At 34.9% G+C, this 17,300-nt stretch carries 16 protein-coding genes; 10 read left to right on the top strand and 6 right to left on the bottom strand.

Translation table 11 applies throughout. The annotated features are described in order from the left end of the window. Positions 1-13 precede the first annotated feature (13 nt). Together QUF93_RS04715 and QUF93_RS04720 are read left to right on the top strand one after the other, a co-directional pair. A complete protein-coding gene (locus tag QUF93_RS04715; protein ID WP_002115844.1) occupies positions 14-529 on the top strand; it encodes a DUF4075 domain-containing protein in 516 nt (171 codons plus the stop codon). Between the two features lie 5 nt (positions 530-534). Then, positions 535-1,404 (top strand): YihY/virulence factor BrkB family protein, encoded by an 870-nt coding sequence (locus QUF93_RS04720; protein WP_002115846.1) that lies wholly within the window; start codon positions 535-537, stop codon positions 1,402-1,404. A gap of 180 nt (positions 1,405-1,584) precedes the next feature. Here QUF93_RS04720 and QUF93_RS04725 read toward each other — a convergent pair whose 3' ends face one another. After that, on the bottom strand, positions 1,585-3,510 hold the full coding sequence (locus QUF93_RS04725) for a heavy metal translocating P-type ATPase (RefSeq protein WP_289358012.1): 1,926 nt from the start codon (positions 3,508-3,510) through the stop codon (positions 1,585-1,587). 423 nt (positions 3,511-3,933) lie between these two features. On the opposite strand from QUF93_RS04725, the gene QUF93_RS04730 reads away from it, so the two are divergent. The 3 genes from QUF93_RS04730 (at position 3,934) to lepB (ending at position 6,512) form a co-directional block, all read left to right on the top strand. Beyond that, positions 3,934-4,884 (top strand): DMT family transporter, encoded by a 951-nt coding sequence (locus QUF93_RS04730; protein ID WP_289358013.1) that lies wholly within the window; start codon positions 3,934-3,936, stop codon positions 4,882-4,884. 124 nt (positions 4,885-5,008) lie between these two features. After that, entirely contained in the window at positions 5,009-5,689 is a 681-nt protein-coding gene (locus QUF93_RS04735; RefSeq protein WP_002115858.1) for a lysoplasmalogenase, read from the top strand. 286 nt (positions 5,690-5,975) lie between these two features. Continuing rightward, on the top strand, positions 5,976-6,512 hold the full coding sequence (gene lepB, locus QUF93_RS04740; RefSeq protein WP_289358014.1) for a signal peptidase I: 537 nt from the start codon (positions 5,976-5,978) through the stop codon (positions 6,510-6,512). Between the two features lie 43 nt (positions 6,513-6,555). Here lepB and QUF93_RS04745 read toward each other — a convergent pair whose 3' ends face one another. Next, complete coding sequence (locus QUF93_RS04745; RefSeq protein ID WP_289358015.1) at positions 6,556-9,339, bottom strand: tetratricopeptide repeat protein; 2,784 nt, start codon at positions 9,337-9,339, stop codon at positions 6,556-6,558. Positions 9,340-9,732: 393 nt separating this feature from the next. Here QUF93_RS04745 and QUF93_RS04750 point away from each other — a divergent pair, with 393 nt between their 5' ends. Then, the gene (locus tag QUF93_RS04750; RefSeq protein WP_002115865.1) at positions 9,733-10,326 is read left to right on the top strand and encodes a DedA family protein; all 594 of its coding nucleotides are present in this window, start codon (positions 9,733-9,735) and stop codon (positions 10,324-10,326) included. 13 nt (positions 10,327-10,339) lie between these two features. On the opposite strand, the gene QUF93_RS04755 is transcribed toward QUF93_RS04750, so the two are convergent. The 3 genes from QUF93_RS04755 to QUF93_RS04765 all read right to left on the bottom strand — a co-directional run bounded on the left by QUF93_RS04755 (position 10,340) and on the right by QUF93_RS04765 (position 11,691). Further along, entirely contained in the window at positions 10,340-10,768 is a 429-nt protein-coding gene (locus tag QUF93_RS04755; RefSeq protein WP_002115869.1) for an EamA family transporter, read from the bottom strand. Positions 10,769-10,974: 206 nt separating this feature from the next. After that, entirely contained in the window at positions 10,975-11,121 is a 147-nt protein-coding gene (locus tag QUF93_RS04760; RefSeq protein WP_000817786.1) for a BH0509 family protein, read from the bottom strand. Between the two features lie 153 nt (positions 11,122-11,274). Then, complete coding sequence (locus QUF93_RS04765; RefSeq protein WP_088057414.1) at positions 11,275-11,691, bottom strand: pyridoxamine 5'-phosphate oxidase family protein; 417 nt, start codon at positions 11,689-11,691, stop codon at positions 11,275-11,277. Positions 11,692-11,870: 179 nt separating this feature from the next. Here QUF93_RS04765 and cax point away from each other — a divergent pair, with 179 nt between their 5' ends. Together cax and QUF93_RS04775 are read left to right on the top strand one after the other, a co-directional pair. Beyond that, the gene (cax, locus tag QUF93_RS04770; RefSeq protein WP_289375217.1) at positions 11,871-12,926 is read left to right on the top strand and encodes a calcium/proton exchanger; all 1,056 of its coding nucleotides are present in this window, start codon (positions 11,871-11,873) and stop codon (positions 12,924-12,926) included. Between the two features lie 232 nt (positions 12,927-13,158). Beyond that, the gene (locus QUF93_RS04775; RefSeq protein ID WP_289358016.1) at positions 13,159-13,956 is read left to right on the top strand and encodes a YfkD famly protein; all 798 of its coding nucleotides are present in this window, start codon (positions 13,159-13,161) and stop codon (positions 13,954-13,956) included. Between the two features lie 39 nt (positions 13,957-13,995). Here the strand turns inward: QUF93_RS04775 and yfkAB are convergent, their stop codons facing one another. Continuing rightward, positions 13,996-15,123, bottom strand: a complete 1,128-nt coding sequence (gene yfkAB / locus QUF93_RS04780) for a radical SAM/CxCxxxxC motif protein YfkAB (protein WP_002115879.1) — start codon at positions 15,121-15,123, stop codon at positions 13,996-13,998. Positions 15,124-15,336: 213 nt separating this feature from the next. Between yfkAB and QUF93_RS04785 the strand changes: the two genes are divergently transcribed. Continuing rightward, positions 15,337-15,519: an SE1561 family protein gene (locus QUF93_RS04785; RefSeq protein ID WP_000513558.1), complete on the top strand. Its 183-nt coding sequence runs from the start codon at positions 15,337-15,339 to the stop codon at positions 15,517-15,519. A gap of 204 nt (positions 15,520-15,723) precedes the next feature. After that, positions 15,724-17,244, top strand: a complete 1,521-nt coding sequence (gene fumA / locus QUF93_RS04790; RefSeq protein WP_289358017.1) for a class I fumarate hydratase — start codon at positions 15,724-15,726, stop codon at positions 17,242-17,244. The last annotated feature ends 56 nt before the right edge of the window (positions 17,245-17,300 follow it).

Here is a 17,300-nt window from a genome sequence, read left to right on the forward strand (position 1 = left end):
AGGGTGAAGGAATATGGCAAAGAAAAATAATATTGCTCGAAACATTGCGATTGGTGTAGCTGCAGGTGTAGCTGTATCTATGTTAAAGAAAGAAAACCGTGAAAAAGTAAAAAATACGGCAGAAAAAGCAAAAACAAAGATGATTGAAATTGGTGAAAATGCGAAGATAAAAGAAAAAGTGCAAACTGTTACAGATAAAGGACGCGAACTTGCTGATTTCAATGTAGTGAAAGCGAAAGTAGCAGAAATTAAAAAATTGACGCCGTCTGTTGTAGAAACGTTAAAAGAAACGAAAGAAATTTTTAGTAAGAAAAAAATTGTGCCAGTAGAAAAGCCGGAAACGATTGAAATTCAAGCTGTATCTCCAAAGGTAGATGAGCTTAAAGCAGAAGAAGAGCCAGTGGTAGCTGAAGATGGTGGTATGAAAGAAGCGCGTGAATTATTTATGAAAGACTCAAATGCAGAGGAAAAAAAAACTGAAGCATACATTGAGCTAAAGCAAAATAAAGAAGAGAAGAAAAGCGTCTAAAAAATATGAGAAAATTTCTAGAAAAAGCAAAAAGACATCGTACTTTTTCGTTTGGGAAAGATTTATATGACCGGACGATGCGCGATGATGTAGCGGGCTTATCAGCACAGCTCGCTTATTTCTTCTTGCTTGCGATTTTCCCTGGGCTTGTTTTCTTAATTACGCTTCTTGGCTTTATTGACCTTCAAACAGAAAGTGTGCTCAATTTATTAGAACCGTATGTACCAGAAGATGCGATGAACTTAATTGAAGTAAACGTAGATAAAGTTGTAAACGAACAAAATGGTGGTTTATTATCATTCGGTTTACTATCGATGTTATGGTTTGCTTCAAACGGGGTGAATGCGGTTATGAACGCCTTTAACCGCGCTTATGATGTAACAGAAACCCGTTCCTTTATTAAAACAAGAGCTTTATCTATCGTGTTCACGTTAGCGATAATTTTTATGATTGTGTTTGCACTAATCGTCCCAGTATTTGGACAAGTGATTGGGGCAGCCGTGTTTAAAGCAATTGGTTTATCGGATAGTTTTTCTTATGTTTGGAGTATTACGCGTTTAGTAGCAAGTTTCTTTGTCTTGTTCGCTTTGTTTAGCTTTTTATATACGTTTGCGCCTGATCGGAAATTAAAGAGAAGAGAAGTGATATCGGGGGCAATATTTGCTACTGTAGGATGGATTGTGGTATCGTACTCATTTGCCTATTATGTAGATAAATTTGCAAATTACGCTAATACATATGGTGGTCTCGGTGGTATCATTATTTTAATGTTATGGTTTTACTTAACTGCGTGGGTAATTTTACTTGGCGGTGAAATTAATGGTTTACTCCATCATTATAGAACGGCTGACAATAATTCCCGTAATGAAAAATGAGCTCTTGTTCCATAATAAAAGGGACAGGGGGGATATTTCATGAGTAATAATAAAAAGAACCACAATAATAAAAGCAACAATAAACAAAAGAGCAGTTCGCATCCAAAGCATAAAACGAGCAGCAGTGCGAACGGTCATAATAGCTACCATTAAAAAAACGGGTCCTTCATCAGGGACCCGTTATTTATTTCCTTTTAATAATCGTAAGCCATTCAAAATTACAAGAATGGTACTTCCTTCATGTCCAATAACACCGAAGGGAAGAGCTAAAAACTGTAAAAAGTTTGAACAAATCAGCATTGCAATAACAGCTAAAGAAAAGATAACGTTTTGCTTCACAATGCGATTCATTCGTTTTGATAAACGAATTGCTTGGGAAAGTCGAGATAGTTCATTTTTCATAAGAACAACGTCTGCAGTCTCTAACGCTACGTCTGTTCCTTCACCCATTGCAACACCAATGCTAGCGGTAGCAAGTGCAGGTGCATCGTTTATACCATCTCCAACCATGGCAACTATACCGTACTTTTCTTTTAACTGTTTTATCGTTTCAACTTTCGTTTCTGGCAGACATGATGCATAATACTCTTTTATATTACTTTCAGCAGCAATTGCTTTTGCAGTTTCTTCATTATCACCGGTAATCATGATAGCTGTCACGCCAATACTTTGTAAATCGCGAATAGCAGCTATTGTTTCTTGGCGAAGTGTATCTTTTAAAGCAATAAGTCCAAGAATACCATCTTCATCACTAATATAAACGACAGTTTTACCCTCTTTTTCAAGTGAGGTAGAAATGCCATTATGAAATGTCTTTGTTTCTTCACCGATAAAATCAGCTTTACCAATTTTATAAGCGTTGTTTTCTAATATTCCTTTTAATCCAAAACCAGTTACATCTTCAACGTTTTCTGGTTTTTTTATCGTAATGTCGTAAGCATGTTTTGCATATTTAACAATCGATTCTGCTAAAGGATGTGTAGAGTGACTTTCAATCGCTGCTGTAATAGAAAGTACTTCACTTTCTGTTACGCCTTCTCGAACATATACATCTGTTACAGTAGGTTTTCCTTGTGTTAATGTTCCAGTTTTATCAAAGGCAATCGCTTTTACTGAAGCTAGACGTTCTAAATGAATACCACCTTTAAAGAGAATACCATTTCTCGCCCCGTTAGAAATTGCTGATAAAGTTGCCGGTGTAATGGCTGCAACTAGCGCACAAGGAGAAGCGACTACAAGTAAGATCATAGCGCGATAAAATGTTTCATTCCAACTCCAATCAAGTAAGAAGTGAGGAACGAACATCATAAGTGCGACAGCGAGTAGTACACCTTTTACATATGTTCCTTCAAATTTTTCAATGAATAGTTGTGATGGTGATTTTTCGCTTTGTGCACTTTGAACGAGACGGATAATTTTTTGGAACAAAGTTTGATCGCTATGTTTCGTGATTCGCACTTCAATAGCACCACGTAAGTTTACTGTGCCGGCAAATACTTCATCGCCAAATTTTTTCTCATTTGGAATAGGTTCGCCGGTAATCGCAGCTTCATCAATATTTGTTTCACCATTATGAATTGTGCCATCAGCAGGAACACGCTCACCCGGCTTAATTAAAATAATATCATTAATTTGTAATTGTCCAACTGGAATACGTTCTTCTGCGCCATTAGAAATACGCAAAGCTTCTTCAGGTTGTAAGTCAAGAAGGGCTGAAATTTCTTTTTGGCTTTTGCTAAGTGTATAAGATTCCATTGCTCCACTTAATGCAAAGATAAAAATTAAAATAGCACCTTCTGCCCAGTAGCCAATAATTGCAGCACCGATAGCTGCAAAGAGCATGAGCATTTCAACATTTAGCTCTTTCTCTTCAATTGTGTCTGCAATACCTTCTTTTGCTTTTGCAAATCCTCCAATTACATAAGCAAGGATATAGAAAGTAATCCCTGCACTTATTGCCTCATTTGTTGTAAATAACCAGCCAGCTAAAATGAAAATGCCAGATATGATTGCAAATATAAGTTCATAGTGTTTTTTTAGTGTTTGAATCCAAGATGGATTAGGTACGTTTTGTTTTGATGGTAATGTTTTTGCTTCCAAGTTCATTATTACTCGCCCCTTTCAAATTCTTATTGAGAAAAAGAATCAAAATCGAAACCCCTATAAAACGACGAAAGCTGCCATCCGTAAGGATAGCAGCATTTCTGTTGAATCTGATTTTAATGGTTATCATGTTGTAATTATTCTATAGTATAGCATATGTTTTTCTTAGATGATATGTTTTTGTTTTAGTATAAAGTGAAACTTTAATTAGTGGGGTTTTGTTCATCTCCCACTGATTATTAGGCTTCACCAATCGGGCTTTTACGGGCAGTGGATCTCCCACCTAACTTCTTTGCCCCAGCCGAACTTTGAGGTGGGAGTTTTGCTGCCCACAAATAGCGGGATAAACTGAAAACTTGTGTTTTCGCATTTCCTTTGGTATATATGAATATTGTTCGTAAAAAGGTCGGAAAGGAAGACATCAAGTTGAAGACAGAGAAATTTTTTACCCATCCGATTGGCGTGTTTATTGCTGCAATAGTAGCAACATTTTTATGGGGAAGCGCATTTCCCTTTATTAAATTAAGCTATGCTGAACTTGGAATTCAGCCACAAGAAGTCGGGGAACAAATATTATTTGCTGGCTATCGCTTTTTCTTATCTGGTGTAATGCTCTTATTATTTTTTAAAGCGTTAGGAAAAGATATGAAGTTCAAAAAAGGAACAGGAAAGCAGTTAGTTCAAATTGGCTTGTTTCAAACTTTTCTTCAATATATATGTTTTTATATTGGAATGAGTTACAGCTCAGGAATTGAAGGAGCGATTATTTCAGGAACATCATCATTCTTTCAAATTTTACTCGCACACTTTTTATATAAAGATGATGCTCTAAATAGGAGAAAAGTAATTGGAGTAGCTATCGGTTTTTGCGGTGTGATTTTAGTGAATGTACCGAGTGATGGAAGTTTATCATTTCATTTTGGAATAGGTAGCGTATTACTTCTTGGGGCAGCGATGATGTATTCATATGGAAACATATTAGCGAAAGAAGGTAGTAAAACGTTAGATATTGGGTATATGACAGCATATCAGATGATTTTTGGATCAATTGGGTTGCTATGTATAGGTGCATTTCAAGTTGGAATGATGCCATTCACATTTAATCTACATGCAATACTTATGCTCATATATTTATCGTTCTTATCAGCAGCGGGATTCTGTATATGGAATACAATTATGAAGTATAACAAAGTAGGGAAAGTCTCGATGTATATGTTCTTTATACCAGTGTTTGGTGTGCTCCTATCAAGTCTGATTTTAGGGGAAGCTATTCATTCCTTTGTACTATTTGGTTTAGCATGTGTCGCAACGGGAATTATTGTAGTAAATCGAAACCCGGTTAAAAAGAAAGTTGAGCAAAAAAAACAAGTAGCATAGAGAACAGAAAAACGATTAAAATGGAAGAACAGTATTGTTCTTCTTTTTTTACATAGAAAAAGGAGAACGGGCTATATATAACGAAAAAAAGATAGAATAAAGCATTTATTGAGGAGAACATATTATGAATGTACTTTACATTGTGTTAGTCGGGCAAATTATTCTTTTTTTAATGGGAGCAATTTATGCAATAGGACAGACGAAAAGAACGAGAAATAATATGCCGTTACCTTTAGCGGTTCGTCTTATTCTTAGTTTTTCTTTAACAGGAAGTGCAATTTGGATATGGTTACAAGATCCATCGGTTGAGTACAGTACGTGGGTTGCACTTGGTATGACTTTGTCAACTTTAGGGGATTTATTTATGGCAGGATTAATTCCAATTGGTCATCGATTAATTGGAGGAATGGTTACTTTCGCTCTTGCACATTGTTTTTATGTGAAAGCATTTTTACAAACAGGTATTTCATGGAGTGGTTTTTGGATTGGTTTACTCGTATACGGACTCTTTCTAATTATAGGTTGGTTTTTCTTTATTCGAAATGAAAAACAAGACAAACTTTTTACAATAGGGGCTCTAATTTACGGTTTGTGGGTTGGAGGAATGGCATGTTTTGCATTCGCCTTATATTACGAGAATACAGGAATATGGTGGATACCAGCGTTTGGTGGTTTACTGTTTGTGATTTCTGATTTTATTATAGGCGTGACAGATATCGGAGGGCGTAAACTGAAGTATGAGCCACTGTGGATTTGGTTTACATATGTCGCAGCGCAGATGTGTATCGTATATGTAGGATTATAAAAAGATACTCTCAAAAATAGTAGATAGACTATTTTGAGAGTATCTTTTTTTATTGCTATGCTACTATATTTGTTTGTTTAATTTGTGCAGTATTTTATATTTTCTAAGCGCGAATGTTATAGAAAAATTCCTGCTTAATAGATGGAAAGATAGTATATAAGAATAGAAAATCTATGGAGATTACTATTTTTATATTTGTAATATTTCGATTTTATAATTCAGAATTTTGTGGAAATTAATCAGTCAGAGTACTTATAATAAAATAAAAAGATGATGAGATGGTGGAATGATGCAAAATAAAAAACGTTTGCGTGAATTCTTTGAAATAATTGCAATTGCATGTTTATTGGTGTTTTTGGCAAAAATCTTTTTGTTTTTTCCTACGACTGTAAAAGGAGCATCGATGAGGCCGACGTTACAAGATGGAGATAAAGTAATCATTAATAAACTTGCAAAGAGATTTGAAAGTTATGAGAGAGAGGATATTATTGTCGTGAAGACAGATAATTTCTACGTGAAGAGAGTTATTGGATTGCCAGGAGATGTGATTGAGATGAAGAATGATCAATTATATGTTAATCATCAAGTGAAAAACGAAGAGTATTTAAAACATAATAAAAAACAGGCAGAAAAATTACTTATCAATTTAACTGAAGATTTTGGACCGATTACAATTCCTAAAAATAAAATTTTTGTGATGGGAGATAATCGTTTAATTAGTAGGGATAGTAGGAACGGCTTAGGACTCATTGATAGAACAGAAGTATTAGGAAAGCTCATGGCGATATATTATCCATTTGAGCATGTGAAAATTGTAAATTGAAGATAAGAAAAACCAAGCAAATTAGTTGCTTGGTTTTTCTTATTTAAACAGTTGGTGTTTTATTTATTGTTTCTTGTGAAGCGATAGTTTCATTATTTCGGTCAATATGTAACATGAATTTTTTTTGTAACAATTGCAATTTAAATAGTGTTAAAGGATCATGATAAGTTTCTGGATTTGTTCTTAGCTTTGTTAATGTTTGCTCATCTTCTTGTATTTCAAGTTGGGCTGCTTCTACAGTTTGTTTCAATATGCTAAGAGGGTCTTTAAAGAACATCATGATATCACGTTCTAGCGCACCTTCAAATACTTCAAATTGAAGGAAGAATTGTTTTGAAATCATCTGAGCAACTTCTGTATAATCTTCAGTTTCAATATATTGTTTATATTTATTTGATAGCATAGATTGATTTTTTTGCATATTACCGAATAATTTCCCTGCACTCTTTAAGAAAAATTGTGTCGGTGTAAAGCGTAATAAAATATTGATGTTAGCTACTGTAATTCTATTCGTCATTCTTGCAACATCTCTATCCCAGTCATCTAGTAATTTGAAATCACAAGGAAGTTTAATACGCTCTTCCTCATAGAGCTTATTGAAGGTATCGCCCATTTCATCTAAATAAGCCTGAGCTTGAATGAATTCATTATGAGCAGTTTCAATCCATTCTTGAATAGACCCAGTAAATTTAGGAAGAAGCACTTGCTCTACATGTTTTTGAATTCTTTCATTCATTGCTACATTTAGTTCTTCATGGACCAATTTGAAATCACTATCTTCTTGAACAAGATCAGAGCAACTTTGCAACAATTCAGGGATTTGAGAATGTATATCCTGCGTAATCTCTTCTTTCGTTAAGAGATAAGATTCTGTAATAGAACGAATTTTATCTTTTTGGATGGCAGTAAGATTATTAATAAAACCATCAAGTTTTACTAAAATATGTTTATTCCAGCGGACGGATTTCACTAACGTATTTTCTAATTCCACACGTTCATTTACAAGGTATGCGATTGTTTTTTGGATAAACCATAATAATTTTTCAATGCGTTCTTTTTCCACGTTACGCTGAGTAAGGTTAGAGAGAATAGAATCTGTTACGTTACCTAGCTGTTCACTACTCTCTTGTGAAGGAGAGTAAGGTGAAAATTGTGCTTCTGGGAAATGTACGAGTATTTTCTTTTTAATGTTGTTCTTGATGTTTTCACTAGTATTCGTATCAATTGTTTGTAAGACGAATTGAATTGGTAAATTTGGTACTTGCTCACGAATATATAATAATGTATTGAGCTCTTCATCATGTAATGGTGAAGCTGAATTTAGTACATAGATGAGACTATCTGCTGCCTGTAAGTATTCAAAGTGAGAGCTGTTTTTATCAAGTTGTCCATGCACAGTAGGTGTGACAAGGAATGAAAACTTATTTTTTCGTAAAAATCTACTCGGTAATTTAACTTCAATACATTTTTTTTCTAGTTCTGACTGAGAAGGTACTGCTAGTATGTTATGAAGTTCGTCAAAGTTAGGTATATTTCGTATATCTAGTTCTGTAAGCTCAGTTATTTTAGTTTGACTATCATCTTTAAATGTAATTGAAGTTGTTATAGCCTCATTTAATATATTTTCTCCTAGTATAGAGTTAATAAAGGCTGATTTATCATAATCGCTAGCGCCTGCTACTAGAAGTTGTGTAACAGTTAAATCGTATAACTCACGAACAAGTAGTGTGAATTGATGACCTAAATCTACATCATTCTTCTCTGCCCATACAGCAATCGTTTCAAATAATGCCGATACGTCTGCCATATCAACATTTGCATGAGCTGATGCATTTGAAAGTAAGGCACCTGCGCTCTTTACGAGTAATGATTCTAGCGTTGTCGGTGAAACTTCATTCCATGCTAATACTGCTGCGGAGACAAGTAAAGAATCTTCCGCTCTCGTTAAACTAAACCAATTTGTTAATAAATCTGGTACAAGTCCTTGTAATTCGTGCATGAAATGTTGTCCAGTAATCAATTCGAAGTACGTCTCTTGATAGCGAGTAGAAATTTCATTCCAATCGTCATGAGCATCTACTTCAATATGTAAGAATAGGTGGTTTATTGTTTGAATCCAAGGTAGATGGAATGATTCATTTTCATAGCTGTTCCAAAGTGAGATAACAAGCTCTTTAAATTGAACTTGATCAATTGTATATAAGGCTTTTAAAGATTCATAGAAATACTCAGGTTTAATTTTTTTAGTAAAGCCTCTGTTCACATAATTGATTAAAGTATCGAACCATTGTAATGATTTTGTTCGAATTCCTTCTTGAACAGCGAGTTCAATAGCGTTATTCCAATCTTCTTGTTTTTCATAGAACGATCGAGCGATTGCAGTAATATTTGGATAGTCTGGTTGAAATGCAACAGCTTCGCTAATCGTCTTAAATGCTAGTCCTAAACGATTTTGCTCTATATAAAGAGAAAGAAGTTGTAGGGAAACTTCCATCGTAAGAGTTGTATCTTCTGTTTGGATAGATGTATAAATTTCTTCTGCTTTTGGTAAGAAATCTAATTCGAAATAAGCATCTGCAATATTCTTCATAGCCCAGAGAGCAAGTTCATTATTTACTTTCTCCCATTTGAATATTGCGGCTTCAAAGTCGTTAGTTTGAAAATAAACTTCACCTTGTGCGAAGCGAATATTAGATATATTGGAGAATTCATTTTTTGATTCATTTATATATGCTTCACCGAGTACTTCCGCTACCGGAATGGAAGAGTCTTCTGTTAAAAATGTTTTATAGTAAATCTTTTGGATAAATTGTTTTTCAATGGTCATGTTCGTTCCCCCCTGTATAATTTAGAAAAATGATGTTGTATGTAAAAGGGTGCATGTTACTCTAATAGGTAGAAGTTGCATTATATAGACCAAACTATGTTTTTGCTAGATATATCATTTTTCCTGAGAGTTAAGCCGTTGCAAAAAGTAACTTTCCTTTATTGTAACAAAAAAATAAGCCTATGAATTTTTATTTTTTACTCCCGATTGATGCAGGCTAATAATCAATCGGGATGGATAAAAAAACCACTGCTTAAATCTCTGTTTAAGGAATGGAATAGAAGTAGAGTTCATTATAAAAACAATGTATAGTGAATATGTATACCATGTTTGTCTTAAAGATAGAATGGGCACAATATGGAATAACGATCGTGTATAGGATGTGTCTTCCGAATGGAACAACATATTGGCGAGTTAATCGCACATTATGGGTATTTTGGAATTATTATAGCTTTAGCTGGCGGGATTGTTGGATTACCTATACCGGATGAGTTTTTATTGACTTTTATTGGCTATAACATTTCAAAAGGAGTTATGTCAGGAACAGCTGCTTTTTTAAGTGGAATGGCAGGTGCAATGCTTGGCATTACATTAAGTTACATATTAGGTTTAAAACTTGGGCTCCCTGTTTTAAAAAAATATGGTCCGAAAGTTAGAATTAAGGAACATCATATTGAAAAAACACATATTTTATTTGAAAAATATGGTCCATTTCTTTTAATGATTGGTTACTTTATACCGGGAGTACGTCATTTAACAGCATATTTTGCTGGAGTTTCAAATTTAACATTGTGGCGATTTTGTTTGTATGCTTACGGTGGTGCACTAATTTGGATAAGTGTTTTTATTGGCCTAGGTTGGAAACTGGGAGAGAAGTGGCGCTTTGTTGAATATAGTTTACATCATTATGGAATATGGATTTTATTAGTTTCGGCAATTGTAACATTGATTGTGTGGATTTACATAAGGAAAAGACAAAACCGCTAATAATAGCGGTTTTTTAGCTGAAAGCAATAAATAATACACCAGCTGTAATAAAGACTACACCAATACCAGTCATAAAGTTTAACTTTTCACCTAATATAATCATAGCGAGAATAATGGAAAATACTACACTTAATTTATCGATAGGTGCTACTTGTGAAACTTTTCCTGTTTTTAATGCAAGAAAATAAAATAGCCATGACGAAGCACCAGCGATTCCACTTAATGTGATAAATAGCAGTGCTTTTTTATTTAGGAGGACATCACCGATATTTTGAAATTTACCTTGTATAATAATAACTCCTACCATAAATAATGCCATAATAATAGAGCGAATCGTTGTTGCAACGTTGGCATCGATTCCATCTAAGCCGATCTTTCCAAAAATAGATACGAGGGCAGCAGCAATTGCTGATAATAGTGCGAATAATAGCCATGAACTCATAGTGACATTCCTCCAATCTTACATTATTATACATGAAAATCATTCTCATGTATAAAGTGAAGGCCGTTTACGGGCAACAGGGCTCCCACCTAACTTCCTTGCTCCAGCTGAATTTTGAGGTAGGAGTTTTACTGCCCGCAAATAGCGGGATAAATAACGAAATAAACCCCCGCCCTATATTTTTAATAAGGTGGGGGTTTATTATACTACTCTGCGATTTCTTCATATAAAAAGTACGTTACATTATAAATATGTTCTACTTCATCATCCGTCATAAATAATAATTCGTCACGTTCAATCCCTTTTTTCTTTTCAATAAACTCAATCATGTTTTTTCGTTCTTCTCTTTTCATCAATTTTATTTCCCCTCTCAATCTGTTTTAATACAGTTTATTTAAGTTACTGCTATTATATAACAGAATCTTTAGAAAGTTCCACCTATTTTATTATTTTTTTCAGAAGAACCTTTCGACAAAACAAGCCCACCTAAGGGGGCTTGTTTTATTTTATAGTCGTAAAAACTCGGGCTCAGTCGCACCAGCACTATCGATGTAATAAATTGTATCTGGATTGATTTTTATCAGCACGTAATTAGGGTCTTCGGCACCAAGTAACCAGCGTTTTAAGCTATTATTCCAAAACTTGTTTTTTAATGTTGAGTCTTCTTCAATTGAAGCTAAGCCTTCAACTTCTATATAATCTTCATCTAATTTTTTTCCTTCTCGTCCGAGTAGTACATGTACATTTGGATTATTTTCAATATCTGTTATCTTTTTTGATTTTCGATCTGTTGCAACGTATAGTACAAAATCTTCATGGAAAAACATCATAAAGGCACTATGCGGCTTCTCGTTACGTACAGTAGATAACACACCAGTTCTTTGTCCTTGAATAATCGTTGCGATTTTTTCTTTTAAGTGCATATTTTTAACCTCTTTTCATAATTTATAATTCTCTCTGCTCAAACAAGATGATTTCAATATCTTTTATACTGTTTTCTTCATTCCAATTTTTTAAACGTAATTGTGATGAAATCGGACAAGTTAGGAGATGAATAATAATAATATCGAGGAGAAATACATACGATGGAAGGATGAAAAGCATGTTTAATAAAATATTTCTTATAGTAGCGCTTATAGGTGTACCACTTTCTGTAATCGGAAAAACACTTCATTGGCCACAAACCATTATGTTTGCTGTATACTGCATTACTATTATCGCATTAGCTGGTTTTATGGGGAGGGCGACAGAAAGTTTAGCAATCGTTTCTGGGCCTCGGATAGGTGGTTTATTAAATGCAACTTTCGGTAATGCGGTTGAACTTATCATTTCAATTTTTGCACTTCAGGCAGGATTAACAGAAGTTGTTTTAGCTTCCTTAACTGGTTCTGTACTTGGAAACTTATTACTGGTAGGAGGGTTATCCTTCTTTATAGGTGGCCTTAAGTATAAAAGACAAAGTTTCAATGTTTATGATGCAAGACATAATTCAGCTTTATTAATATTTGCTGTTGTCGTAGCCTTTGTTATTCCGGAGATTTTTTCAATGAAGATGGATGCTGGAAAGACGTATCAATTAAGTATTGGTGTTTCTATCATCATGATTATTATGTACCTTGCTGCATTGCTATTTAAATTAATTACGCACCGTGGTGTATATCAACATAAAAGTGATGAAGTAGCGCATGAAGAAGAGCCAGAGTGGTCGAAAGGAAAAGCACTTCTTATTTTAGCGATAGCAACAATTGCAGTAGCTTATGTGTCAGAGGCTCTCGTGCATACCTTTGAGACGGTTGCGAAGTCGTTTGGCTGGTCAGAGTTATTTATAGGGGTTATTATCGTTGCAATTGTTGGAAATGCAGCGGAACATGCATCTGCAATTATTATGGCTTATAAAAATAAAGTAAATATTGCAGTTGAAATTGCAGTAGGTTCTACATTACAAATTGCGATGTTTGTTGCTCCTGTATTAGTATTGCTTTCCATGTTCTTTGCACAAAGGATGCCTTTAGTGTTTACAATACCAGAACTTGTTTCCATGATTACAGCTGTTTTCTTAACGATTGCTATTTCAAATGATGGGGATACAAACTGGTTTGAAGGAGGCACTTTATTAGCCGCGTATGTCATTATGGGAATTGGTTTTTATTTATTATGAAAAATAGGAATAACAATGCTTCAGAGGGAAAACAATAAAGTGAAACTTTAATTAGTGGGGGGGGGTTCACCCCCCACTAATTATTAGCTGAACCAATCGGGCTTTAACGGGCAGTTGATTTCCAAACTGATTTCTTTGTTTAATCGGAATATTAAGTTGGAAATCTTACTGCCCGTTAATGCGGGATAAATACAGTAATTTATATACCTTTACATAGGAAGGAGCCAGACAGGTGAAACGAGTATACAGCATATGTCTTTCAACCATGGTCTCGTTTATTTTATTATTTCCTAACAGTAGTTTTGCAAAGACAACGGTAGAAATAAAAATGCCTTCATCTGTTTTAAATATTTCAAAAGATAATACGTTTCCAAATGATGCACAAGATTTGCCGCGCTTGCAGCCAAGTAAGTTTGCTCAGGAACTATTGAAAACAGCAAATATCAAAATTGAAAATCCCGATTTAATTCGAATGTTTAATGAAACAACAATTTCGAATGCACCGCTTGCGGTAGGGTACCGGGCGAAAATTTATTTAGGTCAATGGGCATTAAATTATGAATCAATAGATACATCGATTAATTGGGAATATAAACAAGTGAATCGAAATGTGTACGATAATCGCGGAGGAGATCGCTTATATCCACTTCGCTATAAACAAGAAACTCAAAAGACAATCGAAGGCGATTTAACTGCAGATATGAAAGATGCTACAGATGTGAAAAAAATGATGCTGCTAAAAGCACTTGAAAAAGTACAGTTGCCACTTTCATTTAAAACAACCATTGGTTATGGTACTGGACATGAGCGAGTATATAATATTAGTCCAAGTCAACTAGGATATTTATACGCTTATACGCCAGCAGTAAATGAAAAAGGAAAAGTAACGTTTGGAGAAGTGTACCTTGTTTTAAAAGGAAATCAAAAAAGGCTTGTTATAAAAAATGTTACCTCTCAAGGAATTGGGGCAGCTATTCCAATTCATGATCATTTGTTTTTTAAATTTATTTCCTCGTCGCATTCACAATGAAATTAAAAAACGTCAGCCCATATAAGCTGACGTTTTTATTTATAACATAAGGTTTGATTTTTTTGATAAGAAATCTTCTGTTGGATAGTAGCTGTTTTTTACAAGAACATTCGGTCCAAGACATTTCACAGCAGGGCAATGACAGCTTAATGATTTTGCTGTTTTTGAAGCGCTCCATTTTTCATATGCTTCTTGTAATGTGTGTGTTTGTATGTTTCCTAGAAGTGGAACATCACCAAAGTCCGTCACAATAATATTTCCATCGAAAATGTTTACATTTAAACGAGAACGGCCATCTGGATCATTACGTACAGTTACATTTTTACTTTCATGTAATTTCTTAAATGTAGCTAAATCGCGTTCATCATCACTACATGCATAGAAAGGTAATGTTCCAAATAACATCCATACATTTTCATCACGAATTTCTAATAAATGTTCAATTGCTTTTCGAATTTCGTCTTTTGTTAAAATTTCAAGTGTGCTAGCGAAGTCACTTGGATACATCGGATGCACTTCATGACGTTTACAACCCATTTCTTCAACGATTTGACGATGAATATGCTCGATATGTGGTAGAGTTCGTTTATTTAGCATCGTTTCAGCTGATACGAGTACACCTGCATCTGATAGAGCTTTACTATTTGTAATCATTCGTTCGAATAATTTTGCACGTTGTTCATACGTAGGTTTGCGCTCCATCATTGCAAATCCGCCTTCAACGAAGTCATCAATTGTTCCCCAGTTATGTGAAATATGCAATACATCTAAGTAGGGAATAATTTGTTCGTAACGTGCTAAATCTATAGTTAAGTTTGAGTTAATTTGAGTGCGAACGCCTCGTTCATGGGCATATTTTAAGAGTGGTGTTACATAGTTGTCGACGGATTTCTTTGAAAGCATAGGTTCTCCGCCAGTAATACTTAAAGAACGTAAATGAGGAATCTCATCTAATCGTTTTAATAAAAGCTCCATCGGAAGCGGATTTGGATCTTTCGGCTGTAATGTGTAACCAACAGCGCAATGCTCGCAACGCATATTGCATAATGTCGTCGTTGTAAACTCAACGTTTGTTAATAGTAGTTTGCCGTACTCTTCAAGGTCCATATACGCTTCCCATGGATCGTAAGAAGGAGTAATCGGCTTCATTTTTTGTGATATCGTCATATGAAATACTCCTTTGACTATTGAAATAACAATTTGTCCATTCTCTATAATAGAAGAATATGTACTTTTTATAAAGTGAAACTTTTTGGCGGAAAAAGAGAGAGGGCTTATATTATAGCGGATGACCGTGACAAAATTGATGAAATTTCATGCCCATAGCAATCATTTTTGCGGTATAATAAAAGCAACTCGAATTAAAAGGAGAGTGCCTTCATGGGAAAAGCAATTCAAGATAAAGATACACAATTAGTATATTTAAAAGAGCGTTTAAATATGTTCATTGAAGTAATTGATACAATTGAACCTGAAGAAGTAGAGTTAGAAGATGTAGATCGTCTTCTTGCAATGTTAGATGAATTAGAATTAAAATGTGAGCAATTTAAAAAAGACGAATAATATATTAAAAAGGCTGCCAATACAAAATTGGTAGCCTTTTTCTGTACGGATAATAGAAGGAATATAGAAAAAAAGGTATAATCAAGTTGTGAAAAATTTCATTTATACTTTAATAGCGTGATAAATAAAAAGCTGAAGAGCATAACGATGGAATTTTCATCTCATAACGTTTTGGTAGCGTTCACAATTGAGGGGGAAGTAACAATGGAAAAGCTTCAAGAAAGCATGTATCAACTAGTTGTTGAAACGTCAACGAACTTACCGAAAGATGTTCGTCGTGCGATTCAACAAGCGAAAGAGCGAGAAAACGCAGGGACTCGTTCAGCGATGGCACTTGGCACAATTACGAATAACATTAAAATGGCAGATGATAATATCTCGCCGATTTGCCAAGATACAGGGATGCCAACGTTTAAAATTTATACACCGGTTGGTGTGAATCAATTAAAACTGAAGGAAGCTATCTATAGTGCGCTTGAGCGGGCGACAAAAGATGGTAAACTCCGTCCTAACTCTGTTGACTCTCTTTTTGGAGATAATAGCGGAAACAATTTAGGTCCAGGTACACCAGTTATTAAGTTTGAGCAATGGGAAAAAGATTATATTGATGCACGTTTAATTCTAAAGGGCGGCGGCTGTGAGAATAAAAATATTCAGTATAGCTTACCGTGTGAATTAGAAGGACTTGGACGCGCAGGTCGTGATTTAGAAGGAATTCGTAAATGCCTTCTTCATGCAGTATATCAAGCGCAAGGTCAAGGATGTAGTGCAGGTGTAATTGGTGTTGGTATCGGGGGAGACCGCACATCAGGTTACGAATTAGCAAAAAATCAATTATTCCGTACATTAGATGATGTTAATCCAGTACCAGAGTTACAAAAACTTGAAGAGTACGTATTAGAAAATGCGAATAAGCTTGGCATTGGTACGATGGGATTTGGCGGAGAAACAACTTTACTTGGTTGTAAAATTGGCGTATATAATCGTTTGCCAGCTAGCTTTTACGTATCTGTTGCGTATAATTGCTGGGCATATCGCCGTCTTGGTGTGAAAATCCATCCTGAAACAGGAGAAATTATGGATTGGCTATATCAAGAAGGTGACGATACACTTCAGCACGAAGTACAAGAAAAAACAGAGCAACGTGAGATTGTATTGCAAGCACCAATTACAGAAGAACAAATTCGTGAACTTCGTGTTGGTGATGTTGTAACAATTAATGGCATGATGTATACAGGCCGTGACGCAATCCATAAGCATTTAATGGATAATGATTGCCCAGTAGACTTAAATGGACAAATTATTTATCACTGTGGTCCAGTTGTAGTAAAAGATGAGAATGACAATTGGCAAATTAAAGCGGCAGGTCCAACGACAAGTATTCGTGAAGAACCATACCAAGGCGATATTATGAAAAAGTTCGGTATCCGTGCTGTAATTGGTAAAGGTGGAATGGGTGCGAAAACATTAGCTGCTTTAGAAGAACACGGTGGTGTGTACTTAAATGCAATTGGCGGTGCAGCGCAATATTATGCGGAATGTATTAAAGAAGTGCAGGATGTTGACTTCTTACAATTTGGTATTCCAGAAGCAATGTGGCACTTACGTATTGAAGGATTTAAAGCAGTTGTAACGATGGACTCTCATGGTAATAGTTTGCATGCTGATGTTGATAAAACATCACTTGAAAAATTAGCGAGCTTTAAAGAGCCAGTATTTAAGTAAACAAAAATGCACCTCGAATCATTCGAGGTGCATTTTTTTGGTATATATAGAAAAAC

Source organism: Bacillus hominis (assembly GCF_030348325.1).
GTDB lineage: Bacteria > Bacillota > Bacilli > Bacillales > Bacillaceae_G > Bacillus_A > Bacillus_A hominis.